This window comes from Runella sp., assembly GCF_027484545.1.
Lineage (GTDB): Bacteria > Bacteroidota > Bacteroidia > Cytophagales > Spirosomataceae > Runella.
In genome coordinates, this window is record NZ_JAIXST010000195.1 from 16653 (window position 1) to 35538 (window position 18886).

The 18886-nt window shown below is 42.3% G+C and carries 21 protein-coding genes; 14 read left to right on the plus strand and 7 right to left on the minus strand.

Annotated features, from left to right (window positions below; all coding sequences use genetic code 11):
- Nucleotides 1-37: 37 nt before the first annotated feature.
- On the minus strand, nt 38-700 hold the full coding sequence (locus tag Q0081_RS18375) for a lysoplasmalogenase (RefSeq protein WP_298356483.1): 663 nt from the start codon (nt 698-700) through the stop codon (nt 38-40).
- A gap of 51 nt (nt 701-751) precedes the next feature.
- A complete protein-coding gene (gene mce, locus Q0081_RS18380; RefSeq protein WP_298356487.1) occupies nt 752-1156 on the minus strand; it encodes a methylmalonyl-CoA epimerase in 405 nt (134 codons plus the stop codon).
- A 319-nt stretch (nt 1157-1475) separates the two neighbouring features.
- Between mce and Q0081_RS18385 the strand changes: the two genes are divergently transcribed.
- Together Q0081_RS18385 and Q0081_RS18390 are read left to right on the plus strand one after the other, a co-directional pair.
- Nucleotides 1476-2360: an inositol oxygenase family protein gene (locus Q0081_RS18385; protein WP_298356492.1), complete on the plus strand. Its 885-nt coding sequence runs from the start codon at nt 1476-1478 to the stop codon at nt 2358-2360.
- A 118-nt stretch (nt 2361-2478) separates the two neighbouring features.
- Complete coding sequence (locus Q0081_RS18390) at nt 2479-3507, plus strand: LacI family DNA-binding transcriptional regulator (protein ID WP_298356497.1); 1029 nt, start codon at nt 2479-2481, stop codon at nt 3505-3507.
- Here the strand turns inward: Q0081_RS18390 and Q0081_RS18395 are convergent.
- Entirely contained in the window at nt 3479-4387 is a 909-nt protein-coding gene (locus Q0081_RS18395) for a sterol desaturase family protein (protein WP_298356500.1), read from the minus strand. The two genes, Q0081_RS18390 and Q0081_RS18395, sit on opposite strands and share 29 nt — an antisense overlap.
- A gap of 116 nt (nt 4388-4503) precedes the next feature.
- Here Q0081_RS18395 and purE point away from each other — a divergent pair, with 116 nt between their 5' ends.
- Both purE and Q0081_RS18405 read left to right on the plus strand, forming a co-directional pair.
- Nucleotides 4504-4989: a 5-(carboxyamino)imidazole ribonucleotide mutase gene (purE, locus tag Q0081_RS18400; RefSeq protein WP_298356503.1), complete on the plus strand. Its 486-nt coding sequence runs from the start codon at nt 4504-4506 to the stop codon at nt 4987-4989.
- 115 nt (nt 4990-5104) lie between these two features.
- Entirely contained in the window at nt 5105-5830 is a 726-nt protein-coding gene (locus tag Q0081_RS18405; RefSeq protein ID WP_298356506.1) for a LysM peptidoglycan-binding domain-containing protein, read from the plus strand.
- Between the two features lie 38 nt (nt 5831-5868).
- On the opposite strand, the gene Q0081_RS18410 is transcribed toward Q0081_RS18405, so the two are convergent.
- Nucleotides 5869-6684 carry a UDP-2,3-diacylglucosamine diphosphatase gene (locus tag Q0081_RS18410; RefSeq protein ID WP_298356511.1) on the minus strand — a complete coding sequence of 272 codons (816 nt, stop codon included), beginning with the start codon at nt 6682-6684 and terminating at the stop codon, nt 5869-5871.
- Between the two features lie 171 nt (nt 6685-6855).
- Here Q0081_RS18410 and Q0081_RS18415 point away from each other — a divergent pair, with 171 nt between their 5' ends.
- From Q0081_RS18415 to Q0081_RS18425, 3 genes are read left to right on the plus strand one after another with little or no spacing between them, the layout of a single operon-like run.
- Nucleotides 6856-7488 carry an acetyltransferase gene (locus Q0081_RS18415; protein WP_298356513.1) on the plus strand — a complete coding sequence of 211 codons (633 nt, stop codon included), beginning with the start codon at nt 6856-6858 and terminating at the stop codon, nt 7486-7488.
- 45 nt (nt 7489-7533) lie between these two features.
- Complete coding sequence (locus Q0081_RS18420; protein WP_298356516.1) at nt 7534-7785, plus strand: hypothetical protein; 252 nt, start codon at nt 7534-7536, stop codon at nt 7783-7785.
- Entirely contained in the window at nt 7775-8104 is a 330-nt protein-coding gene (locus Q0081_RS18425; protein WP_298356521.1) for a type II toxin-antitoxin system RelE/ParE family toxin, read from the plus strand. Before Q0081_RS18420 ends, Q0081_RS18425 begins: the two co-directional genes overlap by 11 nt.
- On the opposite strand, the gene recF is transcribed toward Q0081_RS18425, so the two are convergent.
- Nucleotides 8094-9203: a DNA replication/repair protein RecF gene (recF, locus tag Q0081_RS18430; protein WP_298356524.1), complete on the minus strand. Its 1110-nt coding sequence runs from the start codon at nt 9201-9203 to the stop codon at nt 8094-8096. The two genes, Q0081_RS18425 and recF, sit on opposite strands and share 11 nt — an antisense overlap.
- A 151-nt stretch (nt 9204-9354) precedes the next feature.
- Here recF and pdhA point away from each other — a divergent pair, with 151 nt between their 5' ends.
- Both pdhA and Q0081_RS18440 read left to right on the plus strand, forming a co-directional pair.
- Nucleotides 9355-10374, plus strand: coding sequence for a pyruvate dehydrogenase (acetyl-transferring) E1 component subunit alpha (pdhA, locus tag Q0081_RS18435; protein WP_298356527.1), 1020 nt, complete (start codon nt 9355-9357; stop codon nt 10372-10374).
- Nucleotides 10375-10424: 50 nt separating this feature from the next.
- Nucleotides 10425-11156 carry an ABC transporter permease gene (locus Q0081_RS18440; protein WP_298356531.1) on the plus strand — a complete coding sequence of 244 codons (732 nt, stop codon included), beginning with the start codon at nt 10425-10427 and terminating at the stop codon, nt 11154-11156.
- A 7-nt stretch (nt 11157-11163) separates the two neighbouring features.
- On the opposite strand, the gene ung is transcribed toward Q0081_RS18440, so the two are convergent.
- Entirely contained in the window at nt 11164-11829 is a 666-nt protein-coding gene (ung, locus tag Q0081_RS18445) for a uracil-DNA glycosylase (protein WP_298356580.1), read from the minus strand.
- Nucleotides 11830-11914: 85 nt separating this feature from the next.
- On the opposite strand from ung, the gene apaG reads away from it, so the two are divergent.
- The gene (gene apaG / locus Q0081_RS18450; protein ID WP_298356582.1) at nt 11915-12301 is read left to right on the plus strand and encodes a Co2+/Mg2+ efflux protein ApaG; all 387 of its coding nucleotides are present in this window, start codon (nt 11915-11917) and stop codon (nt 12299-12301) included.
- A 49-nt stretch (nt 12302-12350) separates the two neighbouring features.
- Entirely contained in the window at nt 12351-13229 is an 879-nt protein-coding gene (locus Q0081_RS18455) for an O-methyltransferase (protein WP_298356586.1), read from the plus strand.
- Here Q0081_RS18455 and Q0081_RS18460 read toward each other — a convergent pair whose 3' ends face one another.
- Complete coding sequence (locus tag Q0081_RS18460) at nt 13230-14420, minus strand: OmpA family protein (RefSeq protein ID WP_298356589.1); 1191 nt, start codon at nt 14418-14420, stop codon at nt 13230-13232.
- A gap of 160 nt (nt 14421-14580) precedes the next feature.
- On the opposite strand from Q0081_RS18460, the gene Q0081_RS18465 reads away from it, so the two are divergent.
- The 3 genes from Q0081_RS18465 (at nt 14581) to Q0081_RS18475 (ending at nt 18720) form a co-directional block, all read left to right on the plus strand.
- Complete coding sequence (locus Q0081_RS18465; protein WP_298356591.1) at nt 14581-15018, plus strand: MarR family winged helix-turn-helix transcriptional regulator; 438 nt, start codon at nt 14581-14583, stop codon at nt 15016-15018.
- Nucleotides 15019-15296: 278 nt separating this feature from the next.
- A complete protein-coding gene (gene topA, locus Q0081_RS18470; protein WP_298356594.1) occupies nt 15297-17762 on the plus strand; it encodes a type I DNA topoisomerase in 2466 nt (821 codons plus the stop codon).
- Nucleotides 17763-17862: 100 nt separating this feature from the next.
- Complete coding sequence (locus Q0081_RS18475; protein ID WP_298356597.1) at nt 17863-18720, plus strand: dienelactone hydrolase family protein; 858 nt, start codon at nt 17863-17865, stop codon at nt 18718-18720.
- Nucleotides 18721-18886 lie beyond the last annotated feature (166 nt).

Below are 18886 nucleotides of genomic sequence, written 5' to 3' on the forward strand. Positions count from 1 at the left end.
ATAAATCAAATTTTGTAAAGTTTAGCAGGACTGAACCTTAACGTTTGAATATACCCCAAACAATCAGCCATTGTGCCGCACCGTAGGTCGTCATTACGAGCAAAGAAGCGATGTCGAAATGTTGTAAAAACTTGTTGAGGGCAATGGTAGAATCGGATAAAATAAACAAAATAGCGCCTGCCAATACCCACGAATAACTGTTGTAGTTTACCGAACCTTTCCGAAACGCCGCCGCTACGCCCATGCTGCACAAACAGACAGAATAGACCACTACGGGCATCCAGAGCCCTTTTGTAGAAGTGTTACCGGTGATGGGTTGGTATAAAATGGCTAAAAAACTGAGCCCGTAAATCGCAAAAGGTAAAGTCAAACGCCGCCAGGAAGTGCGTAATGCGGCTTTTCCATCGGGAGTCAGTGTTTTGCTGAAAGCTATAATGTAACAGATTTGCATAACCAAAAATGACCCCAAACCCGCCACAAACAGGTCTTTGCCGCGAATCATCAAGAAAATATCTCCACCCAATCCAAACCACATTCCAATCCAAAGCCATGGATAGGTTTTGAGGTAATCGCGCGTCCAAAACAGGAGTGAAAGCATGATAAGGGGCTTAAACAAATATACGCCCTGCCAAAAACCGGCGTAGCCACAAGCAATCTCAGCAACGACAATAGCCGTGTAAATAAGAAGTTTTAAACGCATAAAATCAGTTAGAAAGGTTAGGGTTTAAGAAAATAGCAGAATAAGAGCGACCTATTTTTTTTCTTGGCAAAGTTCAATCAACACCCCATTCGTACCCTTAGGGTGCAGAAAACACACCAGTTTATTGTCAGCACCGCGTTTGGGAGTTTCATGGAGCAAAGTGAATCCCTCGTTTTTGAGGCGTTCCATTTCGGCCAAAATATCATCCACTTCAAACGCAATATGGTGAATTCCTTCGCCTTTTTTTTCAATAAACTTCGCAATTGGACTGTCGGGATTGGTGGCTTCGAGCAGTTCTATTTTGGTTTGGTTGATTTTGAAAAACGAGGTCGTCACGCCTTCCGATTCCACTGATTCGTGTTTGTAAGGCGACGTATTAAAAAGTTTGGAAAACAGTTCATCGGAAGCGGCGATATTTTTGACTGCAATTCCGAGGTGTTCGACGTTGGTAAGCATCAGATGGAGAAGGTTTTTAGCCGGTAGTGCGCATTGATTGGCAAAAGTGAACAACTTAGCGATAATAAACAAAAGTTTGCGGTCAAGCTTTCTGAATCGCCTGTCTCTTATAGCAGAAGGGGGAATTTTATTCTCTTGAAGGGCAAATGGAGAAAGCCGATTACCAATTTACCATCGAAAAGAGGTTTTGCAAACACTTGCAATTTTTTTCAAACGTTTGCAGTAGCTTTTCTTTTTTAAGGCTTATTTCTTCAAAAGTTAATACTGTATATTTGCTCAGTCATACGAAACATAATCTTGTATATCATTACATATCATCATGAATTCCACGCAATACACCGACGCCGAAATCGCTCCATTAGCAAGTTTGGATGAGTGGGAAGACGACCTTGTTCTACGTTATCCCGATCCTGATAGCCTCGCGCAAGCCAAGGCAAAAGAAGAATTTCGTAATTACGACGATCCTGCCCGCGATACCGTGAAAGAGTTTTACCGCCTCAATCACAAGTATCAGACGTACGATTTTGTAATGGAAAAACGTCAGGATTTTCTCAAGTTTGATAAAAAAGAAATGACCCTGTGGGATTCATTTGAGTTCCTGAATACCCTAGTGGATGATTCTGACCCGGATATCGCCCTTGACCAACTTCAACACCTGTTGCAAACTTCGGAAGCTATCCGTGCGGATGGTCACCCCGATTGGTTTGTATTAACCGGACTGTTGCACGATATGGGAAAAGTGCTTTGTCTGTTTGGCGAACCTCAATGGGCCGTTGTGGGTGATACGTTTCCCGTAGGTTGCCAACACTCTGATAAAATTGTTTACCCCGAATATTTTGCGACCAATCCTGATTCTAATGACGAGCGTTTCAATACCAAATACGGTGTTTATGAGCCAAACTGTGGCTTACGCAACGTCCACATGTCATGGGGCCACGACGAATATTTGTACCAAATGACGAAGAATTATTTGCCTGAGTCAGCTTTGTATATGATTCGTTATCACTCGTTTTACGCTCAACACCGTGAGAATGCATATACCCACCTGATGGATGCGCACGACCACGAGTATTTCAAATGGGTGAACGTGTTCAATCCTTATGATTTGTATACAAAATCGCCTAAAGTTCCCGATTGGAACGAGCTTAGACCTTATTACGAGGATTTAGCGGCAAAATATTTGCCTACTACCTTGAAATTTTAATCTAAAAAGCGGTTCTCAAAACCGCTTTTTTATTTATCTTCCCGTGACAGATTTAGAAAAACCAGCCCATCGTCCGTTATAAACGGTGAACTGAAAGCAGCAAACTGTCAACTGAACTATGGCATCTGACCGACCCATTACGATTAAAGACATTGCCCGTAAATTCAAGTGTTCCCCTTCTACCGTATCAAGGGCCTTGAACAACCATCCCCTGATTAATGAAGACACTCGCAAAAACCTGCAGGAATACGCTCAAAAAGTAGGGTATCAGCGCAATTCGGTGTCGTTGAGTTTGCTTAACAAACGCACCGGAACGCTGGGTGTTATTGTTCCTTCTCTCAATCATCAACACGAAACGGCTATCATTGACGGGCTTCAATCAGTGCTGCAACCGCAAGGTTATTTGATGAATATTTGTGTTAGTAACGAAAGTTATCTTCTTGAGAGAGAATACGTTGAAAAATTGTTGGCCAATCGGGTAGAAGGGATTTTTCTGTCTATATCACAGGAAACATACGATTCAGGCCATTATGAACACCTTGAAAGTATTATTCAACGAAAAGTGCCCCTGATTTTTATTGACCGCGAATACGAAGGTTTTGAAGCAAGTCGGGTTACGATAGACGATTATTACGGCGCTTTTGCGGCAACGGAGCATTTAATCAAAATGGGTTGTCAGCGCATTGCTCATTTAAAAGGTCCGCAGGGTTTATCCATTACCGAACAGCGATTTCATGGTTATGTAGACTGCCTGAAAAAATACCAATTCCCGATTAAGGAAGAGTTGATTGTCAGTACCAATTTTCAAGTAGAAAGTGCGATTATCCCCACGCAGCGCCTCATGGAGCTTCCTCAGCGCCCCGATGGTATTTTTGGGGTAAATGACCAAGTTGCCATCGGAGCGATGTATGTGGTACGGGAAAAGGGATTTCGAGTACCCGGCCAAGTAGCCATTATAGGTTTTGATGACTCACCTATTTCGGCTTATATTTCTCCTCCACTCACTACTGTCAGGCGTCCTGGAAAGCAAATTGGAGCGGAAGCTTCGCGTATTTTTTTAAGTCAAACCAAAGAGAACCCCGTACCCGTTGAAAATCTCGTATTACCGGCGGCTTTGGTTATTCGAGAATCGTCGCTTCGGTTTTAAGGCTTTTTACTTCTTGTTTACGCAATTGATTACTGGTCTGTGTACTGCCATCGTGTGACCAACCGGGGGGATTTACAACGTATTTCAGTTTGGTTTTCCAATCTACTTCTCGCTTCAAATCATGGACAATGGCTTTCCATTCGTGAAATAGAGTATTGGTCAAACTTCTATCATCTAATGATTTTGTTAATCCGTAACGGACAGGTTCTTTTTCCAGTTCTTCCTGAAAAGTACCGAAAATTCTATCCCAGATGATAAGGCACATTCCCATGTTTTTGTCCAAATACGGTACATTGGACGCATGATGTACACGGTGATGTGAGGGGGTTACGAATACATACCCAAGCCAACCTAATTTGCCAATATAGTTAGTGTGTACAATGATTCCGTAAGTCTGTGTAATAGAATACATTAACACAATATCAGCAGGTTTAAAACCAACCAATACCAAGGGGATAAAATAGACAAACCGATACAAAGGCTGAAACACCGAAGAGCGAAAACCCGTGGTAAGATTGAAATATTCGGAAGAATGATGCGTTACGTGGACTGCCCAAAATAAACGGCTGTAATGATCCACTACGTGCAGGAAGTAAAACAGAAAATCTTCTGCAAAAAACAGTACTATCCAATAGGCGTAGACGTTACTAATCTCAGTAAACCGGTACTGATAAAATGCAACTAAAATTACGACATAGACGGCCCGAAATGCTAAATCTATCCCTCCGTTAAAAAGCATCAGAAGGAAGTTGGTCAGGGTATCGCGCCAAGTATAATACTGACGATGCTGCCAATGGCTCATCAATGCCTCAAATCCAATTAGCAGGGCATAAAAAGGAGTTGTAAGTTGAATTATGGTCTGTTCTAATTCGTTAGTCATTAGAAAAATACTATTTTTGTGGTGCAAATTAAGTAAAAACAAAACAAAATAAATACGACAGAGTTGACAAACCCGTCGAAACGCCGTATAATAGCACAAATACTCTAAGATTGGGCATGGTAGGAATCATAATGGGCAGCCTTTCAGACTTAAAGGTGATGCAGGAAGCCGCTGATATGTTGAAAGAATTTGGAATTGGATACGAGATAGATATTGTTTCGGCACACCGTACTCCTGAAAAAATGGTGGAATACGGAAAAAATGCCCGTTCTCGCGGGTTGAAAGTCATTATTGCTGGTGCTGGAGGAGCGGCTCATTTGCCGGGAATGATTGCCTCATTGACTACGTTACCCGTTATTGGAGTGCCTGTCAAAAGCAGCAATTCCATAGACGGTTGGGATTCGGTTCTTTCTATTTTACAGATGCCTTCAGGTGTACCTGTCGCTACAGTAGCGCTTAACGGTGCTCGTAATGCAGGGATTCTGGCCATCCAAATCATTGGAACTTTCGACGAAGGAGTAGCCGAAAAATTGACCGAATACAAAGAATCGCTTAAAGTTAAAGTAGCTGAAATGAGCCGGGAAGCTCAAGCTTTATCTTAGATAAATGAGGCGTGTCGTATTAATTACAGCACCAAAATTGAACTTAATTATATCAATAATCTGATTGTAAACTTACTTTTTCAAACCCTTCAGGTTTTTGCAAATTACTAATGATATGTCAGAAAACGAAAATAGAAATCGTCGTCCCGAAGAAACCTCTAAATTGCCTTACCTTTCTTTAGCTGTATTGGTATTGGTGATTTCGGGCTTATTATATGTTGGATATGAATACATTGCCGACGATGCCGCCGATGTGGATCAATTGCTGAATACACCGCTTGACACAACGGGGCGTGAATTGCAGCCGATTCCTAACGAAAATGGACAATTTAATCAACCAGAAAGCACAACTCCCTCTACTCTGGAAGGTGAAAATACTGCTTCTGACGATAATACAACAACTACTCCTGCCGAAAAAGAAGAAACACTGGCTACCAAACCTCCGAAGCCAGAGGAAGAAGAGCCCGTAAAAAAGCCGGAAGAAAAAGAGCCAGAAAAACCCAAGCCTGCAGCGGTAGATCCGGGGGGAGTAGAGATTACGCATACGGTACAGTCCGGCGAAACATTCTATGGTATTGCTAACCGTTATAACCTCAAAAGCAATACACTCAAAGGGCTCAATCCGAATATTCAGGACGAAACCAAAGACGTAAAATCGGGCGTAACACGCATCAAAATACGGGTACAGGCTGTCCACACAGTAGGAGCCGGTGATATTTTACGAGTGGTAGCCGACAAATATGGGGTGACAGTGGAACAAATTATGGCCGCTAATAAAAAGACCAAAAACTTTGCTGAGCGCGGGGAAAAACTGGTTATTCCTTTTCCTGCAAAGCAATAAATAGACCAAGGCGAGGAGTTATGATTGACTCCTCACCTTCAACTGACTTGCGCAAGTCGTCCTTTTTGCCCAAAAAATTCCGATATTGTGGGCTCTTTGCTTGTATTGGCTTCTTCATTGTAATAAATCAAGCTCCAATTGCCGTTATAATCTTCAACGAGAGCACTCAGAGATTCTACCCAATCGCCCGAGTTCATATAAATCACGTCTCCCATTTGACGAATGGCGGGTTGGTGAATGTGTCCGCAGATGATACCGTCACAATTGCGTGAACGGGCCAATTCCGTTAATTTTTCTTCAAAATCAGAAATGTAACTTACTGCTGCTTTGACTCGTTGTTTCACTACCTGCGACAATGAGTAATACGGCAGTCCCTGCCAACTGCGATAATGATTATACAACTTATTGACCCACAATAAAAAAGTATAACCTACATCGCCCAAATAGGCCAACCATTTCATGTGGGTAGTGATGCTGTCAAATACATCCCCGTGCGTGATATAGAAGCGCTTGCCGCCTGATTTAAGAATATAATCTTTACGAATTTGAAACTGTTTGCCGAGTTTTAGCGGCATGATTTGATCCAAAAAATCATCATGGTTTCCCCGCAGATAAATAACCTTGGTATCATAGTCATCCATCATCTTCAGCACCGTCTTGAAAAAAGCAGTATGTTTCTTTTTCCAAGCCCCGTATTTTTTCAGTTGCCAACCGTCAATAATATCCCCGTTGAGGATTAGTTTACGGCATTTGTACTGTTTGAGGAAGTTGGTCACCTCTTTGGCTTTGGAGCCTTTAGTTCCCAAATGAAGATCTGAGATGACAATCGTGCGAAAATGTAGCTTATTTTTCATGCTTTCAAAAAAACTACATTTTCTTTACTTATTCATTTTCAATGATTTATGCTTTTGATATTTTTTTGTCTACCCCGTAACATTTCAGTAACAATTCAAATTTTCGGAACTTTCACCCATTAAATAGGCTTAAAGATTCACATAATCGTACATTCACAATTAGTATTTATAATGGAAAATCCTGTTTTGATTTTAGGAGCAAAAGGCTTGGGCTTGGTCGCATTAGATATTTTTCAACGCAATAATGTCATCGTTTACGGTCTTTTGGACGACGATACTGCTTTACACAACACCGAAATCGGCGAATACACCGTCTTGGGGAACACAGACGACGATGGATTTCTGAAACTCATTGGCAAAAAATGCGAAGCTTTTGTAGCGGTAGAAGAACGCGCCGTTCGTCGCGACCTCGTTGAAATGCTCAACGACCGCCGTCATGTCATGCCCGTTAATGCGATTCACGACACAGCCGTTATTTCATCCTTTGCTGAAATCGGTCATGGTAATTTGATTGCTGCAAGAGCCGTCGTCAATGCCAAAGCTACCGTTGGGAATCATTCGTTGATTCAGACTGGGGCTGTCATTGAACACGGAGCTACTGTGGGCGATTATGCCAATATAGGTGCCGGAAGTATCGTTGGTAGTGGTGCCACCATCGACGATGATGCTTTTGTTGGTTCGGGTGTCACCATCATTGCAGGAGTGAAAATCGGGAAAGGTGCCAGTGTAGGGGCAGGTTCAGTGGTCGTGGAAGATGTTCCTGCAAAAGGACGGGTGTTTGGAAACCCGGCTAAGAAAGTGTGATGAATTTGTTATTTGTTTTTATATTTACCTTAAAATAAAAAGCAGATGGAAGCGAACTTAAATTTTAATATACCCCTATCAATTAACGAGTTAGCTCAATTGATTAGGGAACAATTACCTGCCAGTGACCGATTAAAATTGGCCCAATTGCTCGGTGCTGATGAACCTGAAGCTAACGACGAGCCTTCCCAAGAACAACTCGTTGCTGAAATAAAACAAGCGGTGCATGAACTTAATTTAGTAAAACAAGGAAAAATGAAAGCCCGTCCTGTTAAAGAATTATTGGATGAACTTTGAGATTAAAACCATCGAATCGTTTGATAGGCAGATTAAACGATTCGCTAAAAAGTATCCTTCAGTTAAAAAAGACTTTACGAATTTTTTAGAAACTTTAGCAGAGAATCCAACTCAAGGTACGCCGTTGGGTAAAGATTGTTATAAAATCCGAATGGCTATTTCGAGTAAAAACAAGGGTAAATCAGGTGGTGCACGGATTATTACCAACGTTCATGTTGTGGGAGAAACCATTTACCTGCTTTCCATTTATGACAAGAGTCAAAAATCAAATTTGGACGAAGGTGAATTAGATGCTTTGTTGCTTGAAATTATTGATTAAATCTCAATCCTTCGGTCTGAAAAAACTTCACATCAGAATTTACATTTTTCAATAAATCCCGTGTCCGCTCAGGCCGGGCATCCGTCAAAAAAACTTGCCCAAACGTGTCATTTTCGATGAGTTGGATTAGCTTTTGGATGCGGCGGTCGTCCAGTTTGTCGAAAATATCATCCAGTAGTAGGAGGGGTTTCATTTCTTTTTCAATGGCGATGAGGTCAAATTGTGCCAATTTTAAAGCCAGCACAAACGACTTTTGTTGACCCTGTGAACCAAATTTGCGCAAAGCGACGCCGTTCATTTCAAACACAAAATCATCTTTGTGAATCCCCATCAGGGTTCGTTGGGTTTGTAGATCACGCCCACGGTGAAGTCGAAAATTTTCCCTGAAATCCAAATTTTCCACTTCAGATTCGTATCGGATAGTGACTGCTTCGCGGCTTTCACCCAAAAAAGCGTAATAATGCTCGGCCAATGGTTCAAAGCTCGCCAAAAATCGTTGGCGACGCTCAAAAATACGATTGGCCAATTCGATGAGTGACTCGTCATAGGTGTCCAACAACACATCATCAACGTAGTGACGGTCGGCAAAAATTTTAAGCATACTGTTCCGCTGCGCCAATACTTTATTGTATTGAAGCAAATCCTGCAAATAAAACTGATCTACCTGCGACAATACGCCGTCGAAAAAACGGCGGCGTTCTTCACTTCCTTCCCGTACCAAATCAGTATCGTTCGGAGCCACCAACACCACGGGAAATAATCCAATATGTTCACTGATGCGTTCGTATGGTTTTTTATCGGACAAGATGACTTTTCGTTGTCCTCTTTGCAGGCTGCACGTAATCTGAATCGTTTTCCGGTCTTTATGAAAAATACCGTCAACAATCGTAAATTCGGCTTCGTGCTGAATACTGAAGACATCCTGTACTTGAAAAGCACTTTTGGTGAGTCCCAGCCAATAAACGGCATCCAATAGGTTGGTTTTCCCGCTGCCGTTTTCTCCCACAATACAATTAAGGTGAGGACTAAACTCAAAACTGCCTTCTTCGTAGTTTTTGAAGTGGGTTAGTTGGAGTTTTTCTAAGTGTAGCTGTGGCATTGAATGGTTTTATGCTTATTTTCGCGGGGCAAAGATAAAACAGTCCACCCTTTACAGTTTAAAGTTGGCAGATAATTACCTTATTTTTATTAAACAAGCCAACGACCTATTGTTCACAGTTGACGCAGAAAACCTTATTTTATTGTAAAAAATGGCAACCAAGACCAAAGCGACCCCAGCTAAAACAACCCATCCCAAAGAAAGATACATGTACTGGTACGAGTCCATGATGCTTCAACGTAAGTTTGAAGAAAAAGCAGGACAGCTCTACGGACAACAAAAAATTCGTGGCTTTTGCCACTTGTATATTGGTCAGGAAGCATGTTCGTCGGGCGGAGTAAGTGCACTTACCAAAGATGACAAATGGATTACCGCTTACCGCGATCACGGTATTCCATTGGCGTTAGGTACTGATCCTAATGCGATTATGGCCGAACTCTACGGAAAAGCAACGGGTACGACCAAAGGTAAAGGCGGTTCGATGCACATTTTTGATAAGGAACATAACTTTGTAGGCGGGCACGGTATCGTAGGCGCTCAAATTCCATTGGGAGCGGGTATTGCCTTCGCCGAAAAATACAACAAGACCTCCAATCTTTGCATCTGTTTGTTTGGTGACGGAGCCGTACGTCAAGGCGCTTTGCACGAAGCTTTCAACATGGCGATGACGTGGAAACTTCCCGTGATTTTTGTGGTAGAAAACAACGGATACGCCATGGGAACCTCTGTAAACCGTACTTCTAATGTGACAGACCTTTATACCATTGGCGAAGCGTATGATATGCCTTCTGAGCCAGTAGATGGAATGGACGTAGAAGCCGTTCATGAAGCGGTGAGTCGCGCTGCTGAGCGTGCACGCAGTGGTCAGGGACCTACTTTTTTAGAATTCAAAACGTATCGCTATCGGGGCCACTCTATGTCGGACCCGCAAAAATACCGTACCAAAGAAGAGGTCGAAGAATACAAGAAACGGGACCCTATCGAAATGGTAAAATCGACCATTTTGACCAATGGAATCGCTACGGAAGAAGATTTAGCGGCTATTGATGCTAAAATCAAACAGCGAGTGGATGAAGCCGTGAAATTCTCGGAAGAGTCACCTTGGCCGGATGCTTCCGAAATCTTCAAGGATATTTACGTACAGGAAGATTATCCGTTTATTGTTGATTAAGCAAATTATAAAACCTTATAGGTTTCAAAAACCTATAAGGTTTACAAGCTATGAAAACGTTAGGAAGTTATTTTATCTTTTTAGGCTCGCTTTTAACCAATCGCGAAAAATTTCGAGTCTATGTAAAATTGGTATTCGATGAATGCATAGAAATCGGCATTAACTCGGTTTTTATCGTTTCCATTGTCGCCACCTTTTTGGGAGCGGTAACCTGCGTTCAAACGGCTGATAACTTAGTAAGCCCTTTTGTTCCCAATTACATTATTTCCCTTATTGTACGCGACAGCAGCATTCTGGAATTTGCTCCTACCATTACCTGCGTGGTATTGTCGGGTAAAGTAGGTTCACATATTGCAGGGGGCTTAGGCACCATGCGCATTACTGAACAAATTGATGCCTTGGAAGTTATGGGCATCAATTCCATCTCTTATTTGGTACTTCCCAAAATCATTGCTGCACTTGTCATGTTTCCGATGCTTGTCATTCTTTCGGGTTTCCTCTCCATCTTAGGGGGCTATATGGCAGGAGTAGCTACCGGTGTCATCTCTCCAGAAGATTATATTCGGGGACTTCGTTACGATTTTCGGACGTTCAATATCCCTTTTGCCTTAATCAAATCAATCGCTTTTGCGTTTTTGATTACCTCTATTTCTTCCTTCAAAGGCTATTTTACCCAAGGCGGTGCTTTGGAAGTAGGGCAAGCTTCAACGGCAGCGGTTACCAATAGTTGCATTGCCGTACTGATTGCTGATTATTTACTCGCGCAGTTGTTATTACTCTAACCCTTGCTTACCATTCAATTTCCTGTAAACCCTTACTTTTTAAGTAATTGTTCGCTTGACTAAAATGCTTATTTCCAAACCAGCCACCAAAGTTGGCTGACATGGGCGAAGGGTGCTTTGATTTCAATACAAAATGTTTTTTTGCGTCAATAATGCGACCTTTATCCTGCGCATATTTTCCCCAAAGAAGGAATACTAATCCCTGCTTCTCATTGTCAAGATGCTGAATAACAGCATCCGTAAACCGCTCCCAGCCGTGTCCTTGGTGGGAACCCGGCTTTCCTTCCCGTACCGTCAGCGTAGCATTTAATAATAACACCCCCTGCTCAGCCCAACGTTCCAGATTGCCCGTGCGAGGGAATGGTTTGCCCAAATCGTCCTGAATCTCTTTGAAAATATTGATAAGCGAAGGCGGCATGGATACACCGTCATTGACCGAAAAACACAATCCATTGGCTTGGCCTTTCCCATGATAAGGGTCCTGTCCCAAGATAACCACTTTCACTTGGTCGAAAGGGCACTTGTCAAAGGCATTGAACATTAGCTTGCCGGGAGGGTAAATTTTCTGAGTTACGTACTCCTGCTTAACAAAGTCGGTCAGCTCTTTAAAATACGGCTGTTCAAATTCAGACTGTAGATGCGCCTTCCACGAGGCGTCTATTTTAACATCCATTTTTCTAATTTTTAGGCAAAATATTGGTTTTTTCAACTATTACAACCTAATTTTGGTTATAAAGTTAGGAAATTTCAAAAAAACCATGACATCAGCGATTACAGAAGGCGTGAGAGTGAGCGTATTAACGCAATACCAGCCCGAATATTCGAGCCCGATGCAGGCGCATTTTGTATTTACGTACCGCATCACTATCGAAAACCACAGCGAGCATACCGTACAATTGCTGCGTCGGCATTGGTTTATCCATGATTCCAACGGCACAGTGCGCGAGGTAGAGGGAGAAGGGGTAGTAGGACAGCAGCCTGTCCTCGAACCGGGCGAAGTTCATGAATACGTATCCGGTTGTAATCTGCGAACCAGCATGGGAAAAATGGCAGGTACGTATTTGATGGAGCGCATCATGGACGGAAAGCAGTTTCAGGTTACCATTCCCGAATTTATGATGATTACACCATATCGCTTAAATTAAAATCATAAGCAATATATTGTAACATCAAGTACCGTTTAACTATTTCATTTTGCAGTTTCGCTCCCTACTTTTTTATTTTCTTGCTGCCCAAAACGAACACGGTCTGCATTCTCCTTTTGTGTTTGATTTGTACCGTAACATTATTAAAAAAGACGGCATTTCTACCGACTTTGACAGGATTGAGGCTATTCGGGAACAAATGCTTCAGAGTCGTGAAAAAATCCACGTGACTGATTATGGCGCGGGCTCCAAAGTCAACGCTTCGCCCGTTCGTGAAATTCGGGATATAGCTCAAAATTCAAAAAAATCGGCACGTTTAGGACGCTTGTTTTTTCGTTTGATTGAGCACTTTGGCTACGAATACATTTTTGATTTGGGCACTTCTTTGGGGCTTACTACCTTATATTTAGCAGCTGATTCCAAAACAAAAGTAACCACTTTTGAAGGTTGTCCTGAAACTGCTAAAATAGCCGATCGAAATTTTGAACAGTTTGCAGTTTACAAAGGGCAAGGGGCAAGAGACAAAAGAGAAGAGAAAAGAAGCAAGAGGCAAGAAGCAAAGGGCAACAGCCAACCCGCAATCACAAATCACAAATCACAAATCACAACTATCGTAGGAAACCTTGATGAAGTGCTTAGCGAGCAGGTAAATGCGGCCCCCAAAATTGACTTTGCGTTTTTCGATGCCAACCACCGCTACGAGCCAACCGTGCATTATTTTGAAACCTGTCTCCAAAAAGCGCATAACGACAGTCTATTTGTTTTCGACGATATTCATTGGTCTGCTGAAATGGAAGCGGCTTGGGCCTATATCAAAGCACATCCGTCTGTCACGGTTACGATTGATTTATTCGCAGTAGGCTTGGTGTTTTTTCGCAAACAGCAACCCAAACAGGATTTTGTGCTGCGGTGGCCATTTTGGAAGTAATTACAACACGATAAACTCTACTCGTCTGTTTTTTTTGCGGTTTTCTTCAGTCGTATTGGGTGCAACGGCATCCACCGGTCCACGCCCAACAGTTTGCAAACGATTGGCATTGATTCCCTTTTGTATTAAGTAATCAACTACTGATTGGCAACGGTCGCGGGAAAGTTTTACATTCAGTTCAAAATCACCTACATTATCCGTATGCCCCCGAATTTCGACGCGGATAGCAGGATTTTGCTTCATCACTTCCAAGAGTTCATCCAATTGTAAGGAAGATTCAGGTCGTAGTACCGGACTGCTTTGGTCAAAATAAATGTTATTCAGCGAAATTGCTTTGCCTTTTTCAATGGTTCCAAACGACTTGGTTTCTACTGCTTTTTCTGCCGGAACGGGCGCTTTTGCAACGGGGGGAGGGGGGGCAGCCACTCGTTCCAATTTAGCTGTTAAGTCATATTGTTTACCATTCAATGCCGTTTCAATCGCTAAATTTTTAGTGACTGAAGTATAGCCTGTAGCCGTAGCTACTATCTCAATCGCGTCTGGTGAGTCGTACGAAAGTTCTGTTAAGCCGTCCTTCACTATTAATGTTTGAATTTCTCCCGTGTTTTTTGATTTGACTTTTACAGTACTGCTTGGGATAGGACGCTCATCTGAATTAACTACCTTTATTTTTACAATGGACGGTTTGATTTTTTGTAACTCAAACGCTAAAGGTCGGTCGTGTTTAATGTCATTAATATTCGCAGAAGCATCGGTATATCCCTTGGCGGTTACATAAATGCTAACCACGGTTTCTGGAACAACTTTTATCAAAAATCCATTGTCGGCAGCGCTAAAAACAGGCTCAAATTCCTTCCCCGTTTTTGAATCCTTCACTTTCAATTGAATTTTAACCAACTGAGCGTGAGTTTCAACATCTCTTACTACAATTGTTATATTGATAAGCCCTGCCTGATTGCCAGAATCAAAGATTTGAGCATCTTTAACGGTTACTCCCCCCTTCTCATTATCAATAACTGACGTGATTACCGTCTCCTTTTTCTTTTTAGTAGTATCAGCTAAAAAATCGTTTAAAATGGAAGATTTATAGCCTATAAAAGGAGAATATGTTCTGCTCCCAGGAGCACACCAACTATAATGTCCGAAGACACTTAATAGACTGATAAGTAATAGAAGAAGCGTTGTTTTCATTGAGACAAATATCGGGGTAATTTTCTGTTTCTTGCGTAATACATCGGCAAATTCTGTATTAGCCTACTATACAGCTTTGATAGTCAGATATTCTTGTATTAATTTGCAAACGAATAGTTAGTAAGCTAAAAACCGACGCCTTTGATTTTAAATTATAAAAATGACTCACCCTTCCGATTCTCGTGCTTATTTTTTTAAAATTGACACTACAATTAAAAAAATTCGAAATGTTCTGCAAAAACGATTTAATGATGCAGGATTTGATTTAACCGTTGACCAGTGGGTATTGATTGACCACGTAGCCCGCAATCAGGGAATCAGTCAAAATACGCTGGCTGAATTAACTACCAAAGATGCCCCTACAGTAACGCGTATTTTGGATTTATTGGTTAAAAAAGGCTTGGTAGAACGCCGTATGTCGGAAGAAGACCGCCGCAAATTCAACATTTTTTTGATGCCCGAAGGTGAAAAGACCTTTGAAACAGTGTTACCCGTCGTAAAAGAAATCCGTCGGCAAGGCTGGGGTGAGCTAAACGAAGAAGATTATGAACATTTCGTTCGTATCATGGATTCTATTTACCAAAATTTTAGCAATTAGATAAAGTTACTAAGTGAACCATTAAAGGATTGCTTGGGTTTTTTATATAAATAAGTGGCTTTAGCGCGTTGCAGGCAGGTATTTTCATAAAAAGACAAGCCTAACCATAGTTGCATTTGGAACAAATATAGTGTTCCCTATATCCTCAAATCAGTAGAAACAGGTTAAAAATCAGCTGTTCACAGCCCTAAAATCCCGTGCCTGAAATGTAGGATTTATTTATTTTCAATAATTCCCCCCTATATTTGAAGGCAAAATTGGGACCAAACACACCCTCCATGTCAAAAAACTTAGTAATTGTAGAGTCACCGGCCAAAGCCAAAACCATTGAAGGATACTTGGGAAAAGATTTTACGGTCAAGTCCAGTTTTGGGCACGTCCGTGACCTTCCTGATAAAGATTTAGGCGTAGATGTAAAGAACGGCTATCAACCTGCCTATGAAGTTTCGTCCGATAAAACTAAAATAATCAGTGAATTAAAGAAGCTGGCTAAATCTTCGGATGAGGTTTGGCTCGCCACTGATGATGACCGCGAAGGGGAAGCTATTTCGTGGCATTTGAAAGAAGCGTTGGGTTTGCCCAACGATACCAAACGCATTGTATTTCGGGAAATTACTAAAGGAGCTTTGCAAAAAGCCATTCAAAATCCTCGTGCCATAGACATGGACTTGGTCAATGCCCAACAGGCACGACGTGTCCTTGACCGTTTGGTAGGGTATGAGCTTTCTCCTGTTTTGTGGCGTAAAATCAAAATCGGTAATAATACAGCTCTGTCGGCAGGACGGGTTCAATCGGTAGCCGTGCGGCTTATTGTGGAGCGAGAACGTGACGTAGACGCCCACGAATCAAAATCTTCCTTTAAAGTAACCGCCCGTTTTGACTTGGATGGCGGTAAAGTACTGGAAGCTGAACTTCCTAAAAACTTTGAAACGGAAACTCTGGCAAGGGAATTTTTGGAGAGATGTAAAGGGGCAACGTTCAAAATCAAAAATCTGGAAGTAAAGCCTGCCAAAAAATCACCGGCACCTCCGTTCACTACTTCTACGCTACAGCAGGAAGCTTCGCGGAAATTGAGTTTTTCGGTTTCTCAAACGATGACCGTTGCCCAAAAACTCTACGAAGCCGGTAAAATTTCTTACATGCGTACCGACTCTACCAATTTGTCGGAAGAAGCATTGCAGAAAGCAAAAGATCAAATAACGACCGAATACGGCGAAAAATATCACCAACAGCGCGTTTACAAAACCAAGTCAGAGTCGGCGCAGGAAGCTCACGAAGCCATTCGTCCTACCAACTTTGGCGAACTCAAAGCAAGTACGGATCGCAATGAGCAACGTCTGTACGAATTGATCTGGAAACGCGCGATTGCCTCTCAAATGGCAGATGCACAATTGGAGCGAACCATCGCAACGGTTGGCATATCGACTACTCCCGAAGATTTAATCGCACAAGGGGAAGTTATCAAATTTGACGGGTTCTTAAAAGTATATCTTGAATCGAAAGACGATGAAGAAGAGGATACAAAAGGAATGTTGCCTCCTTTGAACATCGGTCAAATCCTGCTTTTGAATATCCTTAAAGCAACAGAGCGTTTTTCTCGCCCTAAACCACGTTACACGGAAGCGAGTTTGGTGAAACAGTTGGAAGAGATGGGTATCGGGCGACCTTCGACGTATGCCCCTACGCTTTCGACCATCATCAAGCGGGAGTACGTGATGAAGCAGGACAAAAAAGGGCAGGAGCGTGATTTTAAAGAATTGGCGCTTCGAAACAATGAGATTAAAGAAACAGTAGGGAAAGAAACGTACGGCGCAGAAAAAGCAAAGTTGTTTCCAACCAATACGGGAATGGTCGTCAATGATTTCTTAGTAGATCTATTTCCCAATGTAGTTGACTTCTCTTTTACGGCAAACGTAGAAAAAGAGTTTGATGAAATTGCCGACGGGAAGCTTTCCTGGCAACAAATGATCGATGGGTTTTACCAAGGTTTCCATCAGAAAATCGGCGAAGTGGAAGGTTCCAACGTGTTGAAAAAGAACACCAATCGGGATTTAGGATTAGACCCTAAATCCGGTAAACCTATTTCGGCACGAATCGGTAAATTTGGTCCGTATGTTCAAATCGGCGAAAATATCGAAGGAGAACCCAAACCTCAATACGCCAACCTCAAGAAAGGACAGCTCGTTGAAACCATCACCTTGGAAGAAGCTCTTGAACTGTTTTCGCTTCCCCGTGAAGTAGGCTTCTTTGAAGACAAACCCATGATTATTGGGGTTGGGAAATATGGCCCGTATGTCAAGCACGACGATAAATTTTATTCGCTCGACCGCAACGATGATCCTTATACCGTAGAAGCCGAGGCGTGTATTATGGCCATCAAACTTAAACGCGGCGACCTCGCTAATGAGGGTGAAGGTTTGGGTGAGTTGGAAGGTAAACCACTTACCACCGGTCAGGGGAAATACGGACCATTCATCAAACACGATGATAAGTATTATTCTTTGCCGAAAGGTTCAAGTCTTCAACGAATTACGCGTGAAGAAGCGCTCGAAATTATCCAGAAAAAACGCGAAGTGGAGAACAATAAAGTAATTCGGGAATTTCCCGAAAATCCCACCGTTAAAGTTCTTCGCGGCCCTTACGGCCCTTACATCGCAGTTGGTAAACGGAATATCAAAATTCCTAAAGATACCGATCCCGCTTCACTCACGTTGGAAGATTGTATGAAGCTGGCAGGAAGCTGATTAAAATAGTATTCAGTAGTGAGTATTTAGTAGTGAGTAGATTTCTTTTGCTTTGAAAGTATTCAACTCAATACAATCATACTCATTACTCAATACTACCATGGATCAGCGTATTATTAATCTTTTTGACGAATACACCCACAAACCGCTCAAACGCGACGACTTTTTGCAGCGATTGGCTACATTAACAGGAAGCACTACCGCAGCGATGGCAGTATTGCCACTTTTAGAAATTAACTACGCCAACGCTTCTACCGTCAAACCCAACGACGAACGACTTACCACCGAAACCATCACGTATCCGGGTGAAGAAACCCAAATGAAGGGCTATTTAGCACGTCCTGCGGCAGCAGGAAAGTATCCGGCAGTGGTGATTATTCATGAAAACAGAGGTCTTAATCCTCACATTGAAGACGTAACGCGACGTGTAGCTTTGGCGGGTTTCATTGCTTTAGCACCTGATGCCCTTTCGCCTTTTGGCGGCACTCCGACCGAAGACGAAAAAATACGTACTTATTTTGGGCAACTTGACCCCAAGAAAAATCTCAGCAACTTCATAAAAGCCTTTGATTACCTTAAATCACGCCCGGACTGTACTGGAAAAACGGGTTGCGTGGGCTTTTGCTGGGGTGGTGCAATGGTGAATCAATTAGCGGTTAATGTTCCCACTTTAAATGCAGCAGTAGCTTACTATGGTCGTCAGCCTGATGCTGCCGATGTGCCTAAAATCAAAGCGGCACTGATGCTTCACTATGGAGGACTTGACGAGCGCATTAACGCAGGTATCCCTGCCTATGAAGAAGCATTAAAAAAAGCAGGCGTAAACTATGAGTTGTACGTGTATGAAGGTGCTCAACACGCTTTTAACAACGATACGGCTCCTACGCGTTACAACGAAGCCGTAGCCAAACAGGCATGGGAGAGAACCATTGGCTTATTTAACAAAAAATTAAAGTAAAGCGTATTCCTTATTCTTCGGCTTTTAGTTACTGTAAATTCCTGTGAAAATGGGTTCATCGTCACATTTGGTGAAAGTCGAGGTTTGGGTTGTAATTTTGAAGAATGGACTCTGCCTTCCTTTTGCCTTCCGAGCTCGACTTAGAACTACTTGATTACGAACTTTA

Excerpts from the sequence above, each read along its gene's own strand:
- Q0081_RS18375 (WP_298356483.1), bottom strand. The coding sequence starts at position 700 with ATGCGTTTAAAACTTCTTATTTACACGGCTATTGTCGTTGCTGAGATT.
- mce (WP_298356487.1), bottom strand. The coding sequence starts at position 1,156 with ATGCTTACCAACGTCGAACACCTCGGAATTGCAGTCAAAAATATCGCC.
- Q0081_RS18385 (WP_298356492.1), top strand. The coding sequence starts at position 1,476 with ATGAATTCCACGCAATACACCGACGCCGAAATCGCTCCATTAGCAAGT.
- Q0081_RS18390 (WP_298356497.1), top strand. The coding sequence starts at position 2,479 with ATGGCATCTGACCGACCCATTACGATTAAAGACATTGCCCGTAAATTC.
- Q0081_RS18395 (WP_298356500.1), bottom strand. The coding sequence starts at position 4,387 with ATGACTAACGAATTAGAACAGACCATAATTCAACTTACAACTCCTTTT.
- purE (WP_298356503.1), top strand. The coding sequence starts at position 4,504 with ATGGTAGGAATCATAATGGGCAGCCTTTCAGACTTAAAGGTGATGCAG.
- Q0081_RS18405 (WP_298356506.1), top strand. The coding sequence starts at position 5,105 with ATGTCAGAAAACGAAAATAGAAATCGTCGTCCCGAAGAAACCTCTAAA.
- Q0081_RS18410 (WP_298356511.1), bottom strand. The coding sequence starts at position 6,684 with ATGAAAAATAAGCTACATTTTCGCACGATTGTCATCTCAGATCTTCAT.
- Q0081_RS18415 (WP_298356513.1), top strand. The coding sequence starts at position 6,856 with ATGGAAAATCCTGTTTTGATTTTAGGAGCAAAAGGCTTGGGCTTGGTC.
- Q0081_RS18420 (WP_298356516.1), top strand. The coding sequence starts at position 7,534 with ATGGAAGCGAACTTAAATTTTAATATACCCCTATCAATTAACGAGTTA.
- Q0081_RS18425 (WP_298356521.1), top strand. The coding sequence starts at position 7,775 with ATGAACTTTGAGATTAAAACCATCGAATCGTTTGATAGGCAGATTAAA.
- recF (WP_298356524.1), bottom strand. The coding sequence starts at position 9,203 with ATGCCACAGCTACACTTAGAAAAACTCCAACTAACCCACTTCAAAAAC.
- pdhA (WP_298356527.1), top strand. The coding sequence starts at position 9,355 with ATGGCAACCAAGACCAAAGCGACCCCAGCTAAAACAACCCATCCCAAA.
- Q0081_RS18440 (WP_298356531.1), top strand. The coding sequence starts at position 10,425 with ATGAAAACGTTAGGAAGTTATTTTATCTTTTTAGGCTCGCTTTTAACC.
- ung (WP_298356580.1), bottom strand. The coding sequence starts at position 11,829 with ATGGATGTTAAAATAGACGCCTCGTGGAAGGCGCATCTACAGTCTGAA.
- apaG (WP_298356582.1), top strand. The coding sequence starts at position 11,915 with ATGACATCAGCGATTACAGAAGGCGTGAGAGTGAGCGTATTAACGCAA.
- Q0081_RS18460 (WP_298356589.1), bottom strand. The coding sequence starts at position 14,420 with ATGAAAACAACGCTTCTTCTATTACTTATCAGTCTATTAAGTGTCTTC.
- Q0081_RS18465 (WP_298356591.1), top strand. The coding sequence starts at position 14,581 with ATGACTCACCCTTCCGATTCTCGTGCTTATTTTTTTAAAATTGACACT.
- topA (WP_298356594.1), top strand. The coding sequence starts at position 15,297 with ATGTCAAAAAACTTAGTAATTGTAGAGTCACCGGCCAAAGCCAAAACC.
- Q0081_RS18475 (WP_298356597.1), top strand. The coding sequence starts at position 17,863 with ATGGATCAGCGTATTATTAATCTTTTTGACGAATACACCCACAAACCG.